This window comes from Actinomadura sp. NPDC047616 (genome assembly GCF_040642915.1).
Lineage (GTDB): Bacteria > Actinomycetota > Actinomycetes > Streptosporangiales > Streptosporangiaceae > Spirillospora > Spirillospora miaoliensis.
In genome coordinates, this window is record NZ_JBEYTB010000004.1 from 101,066 (window position 1) to 115,672 (window position 14,607).

Consider the following 14,607-nt stretch of genomic DNA (forward strand, 5'->3'; position numbering starts at 1 on the left):
GGCGCGCCGCCCCTCGTTTCCGCGTGGGTCAGGTGGTGCGTTCGCGTTCCTCCACCAGGCGGAGCGCGACGTCGATGATCATGTCTTCCTGGCCGCCGACGTAGCCGGCCTCGCCGACCCGCTGCAGGATCTCGTGGGCGGGGACGCCGTAACGCTCGGCCGCGCGCTCGGCGTGCAGGAGGAAGCTGGAGTACACGCCCGCGTACCCCTGGGTGATCGCCGACCGGTCCGCGAACGGCAGGCGCGGCAGGAACGGCTGGACGACGTCCTCGGCCGCCGCCAGCACCCCCTGCACGTCCACCCCGGTGGTGATGCCGAGCCGCTCGAACGTGGCCGCCACCACCTCGGTGGGCGCGTTGCCCGCGCCCGCGCCGAGCGCGCACAGCGCCCCGTCGATCTGCCGGGCGCCGTTCTGCGCCGCCAGGACGGAGTTGGCCACCCCCAGCGACAGGTTCTGGTGGCCGTGGAACCCGACCTGCGCCTCGTGACCGATCTCGTCCACCAGCGCGCGCACCCTGGCCTGCGCGTCGGCCAGCACCAGCGCCCCGGCCGAGTCCACCACGTAGACGCACTCGGCGCCGCCGTCCACCATGATCCGCGCCTGCCGAGCCAGCTCCTGCGGGCCGATGCGGTGCGACAGCATGAGGAACCCGACCGTCTCCATGCCCAGCTCGCGGGCTGCGGCGAAGTGCTGGAGCGAGACGTCGGCTTCGGTGCAGTGGGTGGCGATGCGGGCCACCGACGCCCCCGCGTCGTGGGCGCGGCGCAGGTCCTCCACGGTGCCGACGCCGGGCAGCAGCAGCACCGCGATGCGCGCGGCGGTGGCCTCGTCCACGGCCGCGGCGATCAGCTTGATCTCGTCCTCCAGCGAGAAGCCGTAGTTGAACGAGGAGCCGCCCAGGCCGTCGCCGTGCGCCACCTCGATCACCTCGACCCCGGCGGAGTCCAGCGCGTGCACCACGCCCCGCACCTGCTCCTCGGTGAAGCGGTGCGCCATCGCGTGGCTGCCGTCGCGCAGCGTCGAGTCGGTGATCCTGATGCGCTCGGCGCCGTTCTCCTCGGTCATCGCTTCACCTTCTCCCCGGACGCGTGCCGCGCCAGTTCCTCGCCGACGCGCGCGGCGGCGGCCGTCATGATGTCGAGATTGCCGGCCCAGGGCGGCAGGTAGTCGCCGTTGCCCTTGACCTCCAGGAACACCGCGACCCGGGCGTTGCCGCCCCAGTCCTCGCGCGCCTCGTCGAACTGCGGCTCGGCGCGCAGCGCGTACCCGGGCACGTACTCGGCGACCCGGGCGGCCATCTCCGTGACCGACGCGGCGATCGCCGCCGTGTCGGCGTCCGGCGGGATCGCGCAGAACACCGTGTCCCGCATGATCATCGGAGGTTCGACCGGGTTGAGGATGATGATCGCCTTGCCCCGGGCCGCGCCGCCGACCTGCTCGATCGCGCGGGCCGTGGTCTGGGTGAACTCGTCGATGTTGGCGCGCGTGCCCGGCCCCGCCGACCGCGAGGCGATCGACGCGACGATCTCCGCGTACGCCACCGGCACCACCGCCGACACCGCCGCGACGATCGGGATGGTCGCCTGCCCCCCGCAGGTGATCATGTTGAGGTTGGGGGTGCCGGCCAGGTTCGCCAGGTTGACCGGCGGGCAGACGAACGGCCCCACCGCCGCCGGGGTCAGGTCGATCGCCTGGATCCCCGCCTCCTCGTAACGAGGGGCGTTGGCCAGGTGCGCCTTCGCGGAGGTCGCCTCGAAGACGATGTCGGGCAGGTCGTCCTGCGCCAGCAGCCAGTCGACGCCGCCCGCGCTGGCCTCGACGCCCAGGCGGCGCGCCCGGGCGAGCCCGTCGGACTCCGGGTCCACCCCCACCATCGAGTGCACCCTGATCGTCTCGGACCGCAGCAGCTTGACCAGCAGGTCGGTGCCGATGTTGCCCGACCCCACGATGGCCGCGCTCAGCATGCCGCCCCCCGGAAGTTCGCGGTGACGGTGCCCAGCCCGGCGAACTCGGCGGTCACCACGTCACCGGCCGACACGGGCGTCGCCGCGACGATCGCGCCCGGCAGCACCACGTGCCCGGCCTCCAGGGAGACGCCGCGCTCGCCCAGCGTGTTGGCCAGCCACACCAGCGCGTTCAGCGGCGACCCCAGCACGGCGGCGGCCGCCCCGGTGTCCACCAGCTCACCGTCCCGGTACAGCAGGCAGCCGGTCAGCCGCAGGTCCACCGCGTCCAGCGGGACGGGCCGGGTGCCCAGCACCACCCCGCCGCTGGAGGCGTTGTCGGCCACGGTGTCCAGCAGCGTGATCTTCCAGTCCCGCACCCGCGAGTCGATGATCTCAAGGGCGGGCAGCGTGAACTCCACCGCGGCCGCGGCCTCCGCCGCCGTCACGCCCGGTCCGGCCAGGGGGCGGCCGAGCACGAACGCGATCTCCGGCTCGACCCGGGGCTGCAGGAACCGTCCCGCGTCGATCGGCGCCGCGTCCAGGTGGAACATCGAGTCCAGCAGGTGCCCGTAGTCGGGCCGGTCGACGCCGAGCTGGCGCCGCATCGCCGCCGACGTCAGGCCGACCTTGTGCCCCTTGACCCGGGCGCCCTTGGCGCGGAACTCCTCGATCTGGGCCAGCTGGATCGCGTACGCGTCGTCCAGGGTCAGATCGTCGTAGACGTCCGTCGGCGGGTCGACCGGCCGGCCCGATGCATAGGCGCCGATCAAGTCGCCGGCGGCGCGTTTCACCACGTCCACCTGCGAATCCTTTCGTCGTTACCGCCGTCAGCGTGCGCCCGGCCGGCCGCGCGCGGCAAGAAATCCGTCCCGTGTGGCGGGACGCATACCCTGTCGGCCATGACGTCGGCCATGACCCCTGCCCCCGCCGAGGACTCCCTGCCGTCGCGCATCGCGGCGGTCCTCGGCGCGTTCCGCGCGGGAGACGACGCCGTCGGCGCCGCCGAACTCGCCCGCCGCACCGGCCTGCCCAGGTCGACCGTCCACCGCATCACCGGCGACCTCGTGCGCGCCGGGCTGCTCGAACGGCACGGCCGCAAGGTCAGCCTCGGCCTGGCCCTGTTCGAGATCGGCCAGCGGGTGCCGCGCCAGCGCGTCCTGCGCGAGGCCGCCGTGCCGTTCATGTCCGACCTGCGCGAGGCCACCCGCCAGACCGTGCACCTGGCCGTGCTCGACGGCCGCGAGGTCGTCTACGTCGAGAAGCTCACCACGCCCGGCGGGCCGCCGCTGCCGTCCGCCGTCGGCGGCCGCGTCCCCGCCACCGCCACCGGCGTCGGCAAGGCGATCCTGGCCTTCTCCCCGCCCGCGACCGTCGAGCCCCTGCTGTCCGGCCCCCTGCCCCGGCTCACCGAACGCACCATCACCGCACCGGGCCTGCTGGTACGCGAACTGCGCCGCATCCACCGCGAGGGCGTGGCCTACGACCGCGAGGAGTCCGGGCCCGGCGTCACCTGCGTCGCCAGCCCCGTCCTCGGCCCCGGCCGCCAGGCCATCGCCGCGCTGTCCCTGTCGGGCTGGACCAGCCAGATGCGGCCCGCCCGCTACGCCCCCGCCGTCCGCACCGCCGCCCTGGCCCTCACCCGCGCCCTGCGCCCCTGACCGGACGCGTGACCCCGTCCAGTTGCTGATCTTGGGCCGGGCGGCCACTATCGGCAGCGGAAGCCAGACAGGAAGAACCCCTCCGGAGGGACCGTGCGCAAGCTGGTCGTGTCGCAGAATCCTCGTCGCGGCTTCCCGAACCTGACCGACGCGCTCCTCGTCCCGGGCGGCGAGCCGCTGTGGATCGGGGTGGAGCCCGGGCACTACCGGATGAGCGACTGCCGCTTCTGGGGCGTCGCCGAGATCGAGGCCACCGGCGGCCCCGGCACCGTGGTGATCGACTGCGGCGGAGAGTACAACCTGCGGGTGGAAGGCCGGGGACGGGTGGTCCTGCGCGGGCTGACCCTGCGCAACTTCCACGAGGGCGGCTCCGCCGTGAACGTCGTGCGCGCCCATCTGGCCGCCGAGGACTGCACGTTCTCCGGCATCGCCGACACGGCCGTCCAGGCGTGGGACGGCGCGAAGCTGTTCCTGCGCCGCAGCGTCGTGCAGGGCGGCGGCATCGCGTGCACCGACGCCGAGGGCGTCATCGAGGCCAGCACGGTGACCGACACGTCCCGCAGCGGCGTGTCGCTGCACCGGGGCAGCCGGTTCACGCTGCTGGACGTCACCGTGCGCAAGGCGGGCGGGTCCGGGATCTGGGTGGACGGCGGGTCGGCCCCGCGCGTCCAGGGCTGCCGGATCGAGGACCCGGCCTCGGCCGGGATCGTCATCGAGGAGAAGGCCGCCGCCGCCGTCGTCGGCACCCGCGTCACCGGCACCGGCGAGGCGGGGCTGATCGTGCGCTCCGGAGCGACGGCGACCGTGGACGACACCGTCGTCTCCCGCGCGGGCGACGTCGGCGTCTGGGCCGCCGCCGGAGGAGCCCTGACGGCGCGCCGCCTGGCGGTCGAGACCGCCGCCATCACCGCGGTCTACGTGTCCGACAACGCCTCGGCGACGTTGGAGGGGTGCCAACTGGAGGAGCCGAAGGCGTGCGGGATCGTGGCGGACGGGCGGTCCACGGTCAGCGTCGCCGACACCTTCATCCTGCGGGCCGGCCGGTCCGGGGTGGTGGCCGACGACGCCAACGTCACGGTGCAGGACACCCTCGTGCGGGGCGCCGGGGAGGCCGGGATGGCGGCGGTCGACTCGGCCAGCCTGACGGCGCGCCGGGTCGCGGTCGAGGAGGCCGGGCTGAACGGCGTCCTGGTGCGAGGGGCGGCGGTCGCGGGACTGGAGGACTGCGCGATCGTCAGGAACACGACGGGCGACGGGCTGGCCGTCGCCGAGGCGGGCACCTGCTCGTTCACCGGCGGGGCCGTCACCGACTGCTCCGGCGGCGCGAGCGTGACCGGTGCCGGTTCGACGCTGACGCTGCGCGGCGCCCGGATCACCGGCAACCGGCACGGCGGCGTCGGGGCCCTGGAGGGCGCCGAACTCGCGGTGCTCGACTGCACGGTCACGGGCAACAAGGGGGCGGGGATCTTCGCCACCGTGGACGTGACGGTGACCGTCGAACGCACCGCCTCCCACGACAACGAGCAGGACGACGAGCTGGACCACCTCCCGTTCGACGGGGACGCAGGCCAGGACGCGGACGGGGACGGGGACACGGGCGAGGAGGAGTCCGGGTCGGCGACGGCCGAGGCCGCTCCCGCGCCCGATGACGACACCGTCCCCCTGCGGAAGCCGCCCGCGCCCCAGGCGGCCGAACCGGCGCGGGCCACGCCTCCGCCGGAGCCGGAGCCCGAGCCCGAGCCGCAGCCGGCGCCCGCGCCGGTGCCCGCCCCCGCACGGCGCCCGGCGCCCGAGGAGCAGCCGGCGAGCGTGGAGGCGCTGCTGGCCGAGCTGGACGCGATGGTCGGGCTGGCCGAGGTCAAGCAGGAGATCCGCAAGCTGGTGTCGTTCCTGCGGGTCGCCGAGCAGCGGCGGCGGGCGGGGCTCCCCGAGGGACCGCCCATCGGCCGGCACGTGATCTTCTCCGGGGCGCCCGGCACCGGCAAGACGACCGTGGCCCGGCTCTACGGCAGGCTGCTGGCCGAGCTGGGCGTGGTGTCCTCCGGTCACTTCGTGGAGGTGTCGCGGGCGGAGCTGGTCGGCAAGGGGCTCGGCGAGACGTCCGCCAAGACCCGCGCGGTGTTCACCAAGGCGCGCGGCGGCGTGCTGTTCGTCGACGAGGCCTACACCCTGGCGCGCCAGTTCGGCAGCGGCGCGGACTTCGGGCAGGAGGCCATCGACACGCTGGTCAAGCTGATGGAGGACCACCGCGACGAGGTCGTGGTGGTGTTCGCCGGGTACTCGGTCGAGATGCGCGAGTTCCTGGAGGCCAACCCCGGGCTGAAATCCCGCCTGTCCCGGACGATCGAGTTCGCCGACTACAGCCCGTCGGAGCTGGTGGAGATCGTCCAGCGGACGGCCGACCGGTACGGGTTCCACCTCGCCGACGCCACCCGCGCCGCGCTGCTGGCCCACTTCCAGGGCGTCCGCCGCGACCAGCGGTTCGGCAACGGCCGCGAGGCCAGGCGGATCTTCGAGGCGGCGCTGCAGCAGCAGGCGCTGCGGCTGGCCGAGCGCGACGCCCCGTCCGCCCGGGAGCTGGTGGAGCTGCTGCCCGAGGACCTCGACGGCGTCCTGGACCGCGGCCTCGGCGTCCGGCACGCCGACGGCCGCGACGACGCCCAGGTGGCCGCGCTGCTGGAACGCCTGGACGGCATGGTCGGCCTGACGCAGGTCAAGCAGCGCGTCCGCGACGTGTTCGACATGCTGGCCACCGAGCGGCGCCGCCGGCAGGAGGGCCTGTCCAGCGAGCCGTTCGCCGGGCATCTGGTGTTCTCCGGCCCGCCCGGCACCGGCAAGACCACCGTCGCGCGCCTGTACGGGGAGCTGCTCGCGGCGACGGGCCTGCTGGCGCGCGGCCAGGTGGTGGAGGTGTCGCGGTCGGACCTGGTAGGCCAGTGGATCGGCCACACCGAGGCGCAGACCGCCAGGGCGTTCGAGAGCGCCCGCGGCGGCGTGCTGTTCGTCGACGAGGCCTACGCCCTGGCCCGCGACGGCGAGCGGGACTTCGGCCGCGAGGCGATCGACACGCTGGTCAAGCTGATGGAGGACCACCGCGACGAGGTCGTGGTGATCGTCGCCGGCTACACCGCGGAGATGGACCGCTTCCTGGCCGCCAACCCGGGACTGGCGTCCCGGTTCTCCGGCACCGTGGAGTTCCCGCCCTACAGCCGTGACGAGCTGGTCACCATCCTGACCCGGCAGGCCGCCGACGCGGGCTTCACGCTGACGCCCGAGGCGCTCGACGCCGTCCGCGCCCATCTGGACGCCCACACCGAGACCTTCGCGCGGGGCAACGGCCGCGAGGTCCGCAAGCTGCTGGAGGCGATGCGCACGGCCCAGGCCCGCCGGATCGCCGCCCGCGAACGTTCCGGCGACCCCGTCCCGACCCGCGACCTCGGCCTCCTCCTCCCCGACGACCTGCCCTGACCTCGAATCTTCTTGGATGCTGGCCCCGTCCTTCAGGGGGTTAGCGCTTCCCTGCATCAACGCCCGGCTGTCAGGCCGGGCGTTGCTGCTGGATGTACTGGCGGATGATGGACAGTGGTGCGCCGCCGCAGGACGTGGCGAAGTACGACGGGGACCAAGATGCAGGAATCCCCGCCCAATAAGGCGAGGAGCACGTCAAGGGGTTCACTCTCGGCAACGTGACCGGGATCCGCGAAGGCCGTGGCGTGAAGGCGGCGGTCTGGTACGGCGCCCGGGACAGAGCTGCGTGCGGGCGACCGGGTCGCCGTCGGCTTCTCCAGCCAGGCCCACTTCGCCCGCCTCTTCCGCGCCCGCTACGGCTGCACCCCCACCGAGGCCCGCACCCGCCTCCGCCCCTGACACCTTCGGTTCCGGGCCGCCGACCGAGGGCGTGAGATCATCCGCTCCGGGGTGAGACGGCTGATCGGAGGCGGCTTGGGGGAGATCGGGGAGCTCGGGCCGCGGGCGGCGCACGTGGTCGTCGGAGCCGTGCTGGCGGGTCTCTCGGTCCTCTACGCGTTGACGGCGGTCGGGCGGCCGCTGCCGGAGGCCGTCCTCGCCGTGGCGTTGTGCGGGGGCGTGCTGCTGACGTGGCTGCGGCATGTGCTCAAGGGACGGGGGTGGACGCGGGCCGGCCTGGTCGTCCTGGCGGTGCTCGCATACGCGGCCGTCCTGTCGGCGGGCGTCTCGGTGGGGCTGCTCGGGCTGCTCGGCGGGGCGCTGGTCGTCACGGGGCGCTGGTGGGCGGCCGGGGCCGTCGTCGCGAGCGCACCGGTCGTCGCGGCGCTGCCCGGCGGTCCGGTCACGCGGGTGGTGGACGCCTCGCTGACGGCCGTGCTGACGGGGGTGCTGGTCGTCGGGCTGGCGCGGCTGGTCGCGGCCATCGACGAGCGGTCCGCGACCCGGATGGCGCTGGCGCTCGCGGCGGTCGAGGAGGAGCGGCTGCGGGTGGCGGCCGAGCTGGACGACAGTGTCGGCAAGGGGCTGGAGAGCGTCGCCGAGGCGCGGCTCGACGACCTGGACGGCGCGCTGGACGTCGCGCGGGAGTCCCTCGCCACCGCGCGGGCGGCCTCGGTGGAGCTGCGCAGCCTGTCGCTGGCACCGGAGATCGCGGCGGCCCGGGGACTGCTGGCGTCCGCCGGGATCGAGGCGGAGGTGGCGGTCGGGCACACCGAGCCGCTCGGCGGCGCCGGGTCGCTGCTGGCGGTGGTGCTGCGCGAGGCGGTCACCGACGTGGTGCGGCAGGGCAGGACGCGGCGCTGCGAGATCACCACCGTCGAACGCAACGGCCTGCTGGTGCTGCGCGTCCGCAACGACGGTGTGCGGACGGCCGAACAGGGCTCGGCGGCGCTGGACGGGGCGCGCGCCAGGCTGGAGGCGGCCGGGGGGCGGCTGAAGGCCGGGCTGGAACCGGACGGGCGCTTCCTGGTCGAGGCGTCGGTGCGGATGCCGAGAGAGCGTCCCGCCGCCGAACCCACCACCGAGCGGCGGCTGGCGGTGGCGCTGCTGGCGACGACGCTCGCCGTGCTGTGCGTGAAGGGCCTGCTGCAGGTGCGTCCCGGCGAACTGCCGGTGACGCTGCCGTGGCTGCTCGCCTTGGCGGCGATCCAGCTGCGGTGGACTCGCCCGCCCGGCCGTTGGCGGGGGTGGCTGCTGGCGGCGCAGGCGGTGATGAGTTTCCTGCCGCTGGTGGTGCTCAGGGAACCCTGGGGCACGCCGCTGGGGCTGCTGGCGGGGTCGCTGCTGGTGCTGCTGCCCGCGCGAACCGCCTGGCCGCTCGCGGCGGCGGTGACCGCGGCCGCCGGGGCAGCGGCGCAGGCGGTCGGCTTCGACCTGCCGCTGCTGGTGAACACCGTGGTGAGCGTGCCGGTGACCGGGCTGGTGGTCTTCGGGCTCGTGCGGCTCGCGCGGCTGGCCGACGAGCTGCGGGACGCGGCGGCGGAGCTGGCCCGCGCGGCGGTCGTCCAGGAACGGCTGCGCGCCGCCCGGGACCTGCACGACCTGCTCGGCCACACCCTCGCCGCGCTGCTCATCAAGGGGGAGCTGGCGCGCCGCCTCGCCGACCGCGATCCGCGGCGCGCGGCGGCCGAGTTCGCCGGCATGGTGGCGATGGCCGAGCGGGCGCGCGGCGACCTGGCGGCCGTGGCCGGAGCCGCCCCGAGACTGGAACTGGCCCCCGAGCTGGACTCGGCCCGCGGCGTCCTGGAGGCGGCGGGCATCGACGTGACGCTCACCCGGGACGGCGCTCCGCCGCGCGAGGCCGAACCCGTCCTCGGCGTCGTGCTGCGGGAGGCCGTCACCAACATCCTCCGGCACAGCGCCGCCCGGCACGTCGGGATCACCGTGGCGGACGACGGTCTCACGGTCGTCAACGACGGCGCCCCCGCGGAGGTCACCCCGCCCGGCTCGGGCATCGGCAACCTCGCCACGCGCCTGGCCGCCCACGGCGGCCACCTCCACGCGGGCCCCGCACCCGGCGGCGGTTTCCGCCTCACCGCGACGGTGACCCGGGAGCCCGCCGAATGACAGGCGGCCGTCAGATCCAGCCGGACTCCTTCGCGATGCGGACGGCGTCGGTGCGTCCGCGCGCGTTCAGCTTGGCGACGATCGCGGTGAGGTGGTTGCGGACGGTGCCGGCGGACAGGTGCAGCCGGGCGGCGACCTCGGCGGGCTCGGCGCCTTCGGCGACGAGGCGCAGCACGTCCTTCTCGCGGGGCGTGAGGGGGTCGGCGGCCAGGTCCCAGGCGGTGACGGCGAGGCCGGGGTCCAGGACGCGTTCTCCGGCGGCGACCTTGCGGATGGCGGCGACCAGGTCGTCCGGCGGCGCGGTCTTCAGCAGGAACCCGGCGACGCCGGAGTCGAGGGCCCGGCGGAGCTGACCGGGCCGGCCGTGCCCGGTGAGGATGAGGGAGCGGCAGGCGGGGAGCCTGTCGCGCAGCTCGGCGGCGGCGGTCAGGCCGTCCACGCCGGGCATGTCCACGTCCAGCACCGCGACGTCGGGACGGTGGACGAGGGCGGCGTTCACCGCGTCGGAGCCGGTGCCGACGTCGGCGACCACCTCCAGGTCGGGTTCCAGGCCGAGCAGCGCGACCAGCCCGCTGCGGATGACGTGCTGGTCCTCGGCTAGCAGCACCCTGATCACGTCACGAGCGTACCCATGACGATGTCACGGGTGATCGGTGACGAGCGCGCTTCTGGACGAACCCGCTGTTCAGCAGAGTGAATGCCATGAGCGACGCGGTGGTGATGACCTCGGTGAGCAAGGTCTACGGCAGGGGCGGGGGCGCGGTGGCGGCCCTGCGCGAGGTTTCGGTGACGCTGCCCTCGGGCGGGTTCACGGCGGTGATGGGGCCGTCCGGTTCGGGCAAGAGCACGTTCCTGCACTGCGCGGCGGGGCTCGACAGGCCCACGTCCGGGTCGGTGCGGCTGGGCGGCACCGAGCTGTCGGGGATGGGCGAGACCGCGCTGACCGAGCTGCGGCGCGAGCGGATCGGGTTCGTGTTCCAGGCGTACAACCTGGTGCCGTCCCTGACGGTCGAGCAGAACGTCCTGCTGCCCCTCAAGCTGGGCCGCGCCAAGGTCGACCGGGAGTGGCTGGCGGAAGTGCTGCGGCGGGTAGGTCTGGGTGACCGCGCCGGGCACCGTCCGGCCGAGCTGTCGGGCGGGCAGCAGCAGCGGGTGGCATTGGCGCGGGCGCTGGTCACCCGGCCTGAGGTGGTGTTCGGGGACGAGCCGACCGGCGCGCTGGACACCATGACCGCCCGCGACGTGCTGTCCCTGCTGCGCGAGACCGTGGACGCCCTCGGGCAGACGGTGGTGATGGTGACGCACGACCCGGTGGCGGCCTCCTACGCCGACACCGTCCTGTTCCTGGCGGACGGCCGGATCGTGGACGCGCTCCCGGCGCCCACCGCCGCCGCCGTCGCCGACCGCATGACCCGGCTGGGGGCGTACGCCTGATGTTCTCCTTCGCGCTGTCCACGCTGCGGTACCGCCGTGCCGCGTTCGCGGGCGCGTTCGTCGCCCTGTTCTTCGCCTCCGCGCTGGTCACCGCGTGCGGGATGGTGATGGACACCGGCCTGCGCGGCACCGTCGAACCCGTCCGCTACGCCGGCGCCCCGGTCGTGGTGGCGGGCGACCCGCAGTCGCACTTCGTCAAGCAGAAGAAGAAGGGCAAGACCAAGCGCAAGTCCAAGCCGAACACCGCGCGGGCCTGGATCCCCGCCGACCTCGCCGACCGGCTGCGCCGCGTGGACGGCGTGCGCGGCGTCGTCACCGAGGTGTCGTTCCCGCTGGTGATGCCCGGCGCGGGACGGGTCGAGGCGCACGGCTGGGAGTCGGCGCCGCTGACCCCCGTCACGCTGCGGCAGGGCCGCGCCCCCGCCGCACCCGACGAGATCGCCCTGAGCACGCGGCGGCTCGGCGAACGCGTCCCCGTGCTGACGAGCCAGGGCCCCCGCACGTACCGCGTGGTGGGGGTGACCGGCAAGGACGTGGTGTTCGTCGCGACGGCCGAGGCGCGGCGGCTGGCCGGGCACCCCGGCCGGGTCACCGCGATCGGCGTCTGGGGCGCCTCCGCGCGGGACGTGACGAAGGCCGTCGCGGGCAGCGGCGCGACCGTCCACACGGGCGACGACCGGGGACGGGTGGAGTTCCTCGGCAGCGACGCGGCCCGCACCACGCTGGTCAGCATGGGCGGCGCGCTCGGCGGCACGTCCCTGATCGTGGCGCTGCTGGCGGTGGTCGGCACGTTCGGCCTGGCGATCCAGCAGCGCGAACGGGAGCTGGCGATGCTGCGGGCGGTGGCGGCGACCCCCCGGCAGCTGCGCCGGATGATCGGCCGTGAGGCGCTGGTGGTCGGCGCGGCCGCGACGGTGCCGGGCGCGCCGGCGGGCCTCCTGCTCGGCGGCTGGCTGCACGGCCGCATGGTCGCCGCAGACGTGATCCCGGCGAACCTGCCGCTGGTCACGGGCCCGTTCCCGCCGCTGGTCGCGGTCGCCGTCACCGTCCTGGCGGCATGGCTGGCGGCCCGCGTCTCGGCGCGCCGCGTGACCCGGCTGCGCCCCGTCGAAGCGCTGGGCGAGGCGGCGCTGAGCCCGCCGCGCGTTCCCGCGCTGCGGCTGCTGGCGGGCGCGGCGACGCTCGCGGGCGGCGTCGTCCTGACCTTCGTGCTGCGCTCCGTCCACTCCGACGCCGCGGCCGGACCCCTCACCCCGCTGACGGCCCTGCTGTTCGCCACCTCGGTGGCGCTGCTCGGCCCCCCGCTCGCCCGCGCGGCCGTCGCGGTGCTCGGCCCGCCGCTGCGGCTGTCGGGCGGCGTAGGAGAACTGGCCGACGCCAACCTGCGCACCGGGGCCCGCCGCATGGCGGCCGTGATCAGCCCGCTCACCCTGATGGTCGCGCTCTCCGGCACGCTGCTGTTCGCGCAGACCACCCTGGACGGCGCGGCCGAGACGCAGGCCGAGGACGGCACGGTCGCCGACTACGTGCTCGGCCCGGCCGTCCCGGCCCCGGTCGCCGACTCGATCCGGCGGATGCCGGACGTCCGGGCGGTCACCCAGGTCCTGCGCAGCCGGGTCCGCGCGGCCAACACCCCGTACAGCGTGCAGGGCGTCACCCCGGACGGCCTGACCCGGACCATGGACCTGGACGTGCGGCAGGGCTCGCTGGACCGGCTCGGCCCCGGAACGGCGGCGGCCCGCGAGGGCCTGGGCCTGACCGTCGGCGACACCGTCTCCTTCGCGATGGCGGACGGCACCAAGGTCACCCAGCGAGTCGTCGCTGTCTACCGGCGCGGCCTGGGGTTCGGCGACCTGACCCTCCCCTACGACCTGGTCGCCGCCCACACCGACGCCCCGATGGGCACGCTCCTGGTGGCGGCTCCGGGCGTCTCCCAGGACGCCCTGCGCCGAGCCGTCCCCCCGGGCGTCACCGTGCTCGGCCACAACGAGGCGGCGGGCGCCCGGCCCGGCACGGCGATCAACTACCTGGCACTCGGCCTGATCGTCGCCTTCGCCGCGATCACGATGGTCAACACCCTGGCGATGGCGGTCGCGGGCCGCTCCCGCGAACTGGCCCTGCTCCGCCTGTCCGGCGCCACCCGCCGCCAGGTGCTGCGCATGCTGCGCCTGGAGACCCTTACGATCGCCCTGGTCGCCACCGCCCTGGGCGCCTTGATCGCCGGCCTGACCCTGACCGCCTACAGCACCGGCATGACCGGCTCACCCACGCCCCACGTCCCGCCGCTGGGCGCCCTGGCGATCATCGCCACGACGACCCTGCCGGCCCTCCTGGCGACCACCCTCCCCGCCCGCTCCCCCCTACGCACAACCCCGCCCCACCTCACAACCACCGACCTTTGACCAGGAACGGGTCTGCGGCGGCGGTGCGGCCGCCGCCGCAGATTCGCGGTGTGTCCAGGGGATGTGCGGGCGTGCGGGATCGCTGCTCGCATGGCGCGCATCGCCGCCTTTTCTCACGCCATGTGCCTGGCGAGATTATGGCCGCACTTTCTGCATTGGTTGCTCGGGTTGCCTAGCTTGCCGACATAGTTCAGGCAGCCGTCGAGGAAGTCGCATGGCAACGGGGGCGGCGGGGGCGGCGGGGGTGGAGGTGGCGGAGGGGGCGGAGGGGGTGCGCTGGTCGTTCGTGCGGTGAGGCGGATTTGGTTGTTGTGGTAGTCGGATTCGGTGGCTTGCCCGTCGTTGCTTTTCGCTGTGTATCGGTCCTCGGTGGTGTCGGCTGATGACGGGGCCGTGAAGGTTACGCGTAGTTTTCCGCAGTGGTTGGGGGCGATGTCGGCAGGGAGGTCCACTCGGAATCTGGAGCCGGTGGGGAGGCCGCCGGGAGTCATGGTCAGCTTGCCGGTGCCGAGGTTGGGGACGTCGATCGAGCGGGTGGCCGTCTTGTTGATCTCGGCCTCGAAGCTGAGCGTTCGTGGCAGGTGGAGCCACGGTTGTGCCGTCTCGGGCTCGTTGTCGGCGACGACCCAGGTGAACTGGCGTAGGGCGGTGTCGTTGTTGGTGATGCCCAGGCGCCATGTGCTGCCCGGCCGGGTGAGGTAGATCTGTACCCGGGACACCCCGTCGCCCTGGTCGTCCCAGGTGGCGTCGGCGATGCGGGAGCCTCCCGCGTCCCGGATGGTGGAGAAGTCGGGGAACTTCAAGATCTGTGTCGATGGGCCGTCGGCGGCGCTGAGCGTGATTCCCGGGTCTTTTCCGCCGGGTGGTGCGCAGGTTCCTGCCAGCTTGACCAGGCGCAGGAACATCACCTGGTCGTCCGGGGGGCCTCCCGCCAGTTCCTGGAAGGTGACCAACGGACTCTGCACACCGGCGGCCACCGTCAGCGGCCCCGCCGACGCCTTGGGATACACCTGGAACGCCATCATCCACTCCCGACAACGTTGAACTGCTCGGTCCTGACGATGTGACCACCTGCGCCGGCTCGGCTCCTTGATCACGAGTTACACCGGAACCGCGGCCGCCGCAGACCCCGC

Annotated in this window: 11 protein-coding genes and 1 pseudogene; 6 read left to right on the plus strand and 6 right to left on the minus strand. The window is 74.4% G+C overall.

Annotated features, from left to right (window positions below):
• Window positions 1-28: 28 nt before the first annotated feature.
• The 3 genes from dmpG to ABZ801_RS11340 are packed head-to-tail and all read right to left on the minus strand — an operon-like array spanning window position 29 to window position 2,747.
• Window positions 29-1,066, minus strand: a complete 1,038-nt coding sequence (dmpG, locus tag ABZ801_RS11330) for a 4-hydroxy-2-oxovalerate aldolase (protein WP_360695973.1) — start codon at window positions 1,064-1,066, stop codon at window positions 29-31.
• Window positions 1,063-1,965 (minus strand): acetaldehyde dehydrogenase (acetylating), encoded by a 903-nt coding sequence (locus ABZ801_RS11335; protein WP_360695976.1) that lies wholly within the window; start codon window positions 1,963-1,965, stop codon window positions 1,063-1,065. The genes dmpG and ABZ801_RS11335 overlap by 4 nt, the downstream gene beginning before the upstream one ends.
• Window positions 1,959-2,747, minus strand: coding sequence for a 2-keto-4-pentenoate hydratase (locus ABZ801_RS11340; protein ID WP_360695979.1), 789 nt, complete (start codon window positions 2,745-2,747; stop codon window positions 1,959-1,961). The genes ABZ801_RS11335 and ABZ801_RS11340 overlap by 7 nt, the downstream gene beginning before the upstream one ends.
• Window positions 2,748-2,846: 99 nt before the next feature.
• Between ABZ801_RS11340 and ABZ801_RS11345 the strand changes: the two genes are divergently transcribed.
• Window positions 2,847-3,605, plus strand: coding sequence for an IclR family transcriptional regulator (locus ABZ801_RS11345; RefSeq protein ID WP_360695982.1), 759 nt, complete (start codon window positions 2,847-2,849; stop codon window positions 3,603-3,605).
• Between the two features lie 93 nt (window positions 3,606-3,698).
• Entirely contained in the window at window positions 3,699-7,073 is a 3,375-nt protein-coding gene (locus ABZ801_RS11350; RefSeq protein WP_360695985.1) for a right-handed parallel beta-helix repeat-containing protein, read from the plus strand.
• Between the two features lie 70 nt (window positions 7,074-7,143).
• Here ABZ801_RS11350 and ABZ801_RS11355 read toward each other — a convergent pair.
• Window positions 7,144-7,254 (minus strand): annotated as a pseudogene (locus ABZ801_RS11355) (transposase); the annotation flags it as partial.
• Window positions 7,255-7,355: 101 nt separating this feature from the next.
• On the opposite strand from ABZ801_RS11355, the gene ABZ801_RS11360 reads away from it, so the two are divergent.
• Together ABZ801_RS11360 and ABZ801_RS11365 are read left to right on the plus strand one after the other, a co-directional pair.
• Entirely contained in the window at window positions 7,356-7,472 is a 117-nt protein-coding gene (locus ABZ801_RS11360; RefSeq protein ID WP_360697097.1) for a helix-turn-helix domain-containing protein, read from the plus strand.
• Between the two features lie 51 nt (window positions 7,473-7,523).
• Window positions 7,524-9,638 carry a histidine kinase gene (locus ABZ801_RS11365; protein ID WP_360695988.1) on the plus strand — a complete coding sequence of 705 codons (2,115 nt, stop codon included), beginning with the start codon at window positions 7,524-7,526 and terminating at the stop codon, window positions 9,636-9,638.
• A gap of 10 nt (window positions 9,639-9,648) precedes the next feature.
• Here ABZ801_RS11365 and ABZ801_RS11370 read toward each other — a convergent pair whose 3' ends face one another.
• Window positions 9,649-10,254 carry a response regulator transcription factor gene (locus ABZ801_RS11370; RefSeq protein ID WP_360695991.1) on the minus strand — a complete coding sequence of 202 codons (606 nt, stop codon included), beginning with the start codon at window positions 10,252-10,254 and terminating at the stop codon, window positions 9,649-9,651.
• Between the two features lie 86 nt (window positions 10,255-10,340).
• Here ABZ801_RS11370 and ABZ801_RS11375 point away from each other — a divergent pair, with 86 nt between their 5' ends.
• Together ABZ801_RS11375 and ABZ801_RS11380 are read left to right on the plus strand one after the other, a co-directional pair.
• The gene (locus tag ABZ801_RS11375; protein WP_360695994.1) at window positions 10,341-11,072 is read left to right on the plus strand and encodes an ABC transporter ATP-binding protein; all 732 of its coding nucleotides are present in this window, start codon (window positions 10,341-10,343) and stop codon (window positions 11,070-11,072) included.
• The gene (locus tag ABZ801_RS11380; RefSeq protein ID WP_360695997.1) at window positions 11,072-13,474 is read left to right on the plus strand and encodes an FtsX-like permease family protein; all 2,403 of its coding nucleotides are present in this window, start codon (window positions 11,072-11,074) and stop codon (window positions 13,472-13,474) included. The genes ABZ801_RS11375 and ABZ801_RS11380 overlap by 1 nt, the downstream gene beginning before the upstream one ends.
• 113 nt (window positions 13,475-13,587) lie before the next feature.
• Here the strand turns inward: ABZ801_RS11380 and ABZ801_RS11385 are convergent, their stop codons facing one another.
• Window positions 13,588-14,499, minus strand: coding sequence for a hypothetical protein (locus ABZ801_RS11385; protein WP_360696000.1), 912 nt, complete (start codon window positions 14,497-14,499; stop codon window positions 13,588-13,590).
• Window positions 14,500-14,607: the final 108 nt, after the last annotated feature.

Coding starts and splice junctions, on each gene's coding strand:
- dmpG (WP_360695973.1), bottom strand. CDS start 1,066: ATGACCGAGGAGAACGGCGCCGAGCGCATCAGGATCACCGACTCGACG.
- ABZ801_RS11335 (WP_360695976.1), bottom strand. CDS start 1,965: ATGCTGAGCGCGGCCATCGTGGGGTCGGGCAACATCGGCACCGACCTG.
- ABZ801_RS11345 (WP_360695982.1), top strand. CDS start 2,847: ATGACGTCGGCCATGACCCCTGCCCCCGCCGAGGACTCCCTGCCGTCG.
- ABZ801_RS11375 (WP_360695994.1), top strand. CDS start 10,341: ATGAGCGACGCGGTGGTGATGACCTCGGTGAGCAAGGTCTACGGCAGG.
- ABZ801_RS11380 (WP_360695997.1), top strand. CDS start 11,072: ATGTTCTCCTTCGCGCTGTCCACGCTGCGGTACCGCCGTGCCGCGTTC.
- ABZ801_RS11385 (WP_360696000.1), bottom strand. CDS start 14,499: ATGATGGCGTTCCAGGTGTATCCCAAGGCGTCGGCGGGGCCGCTGACG.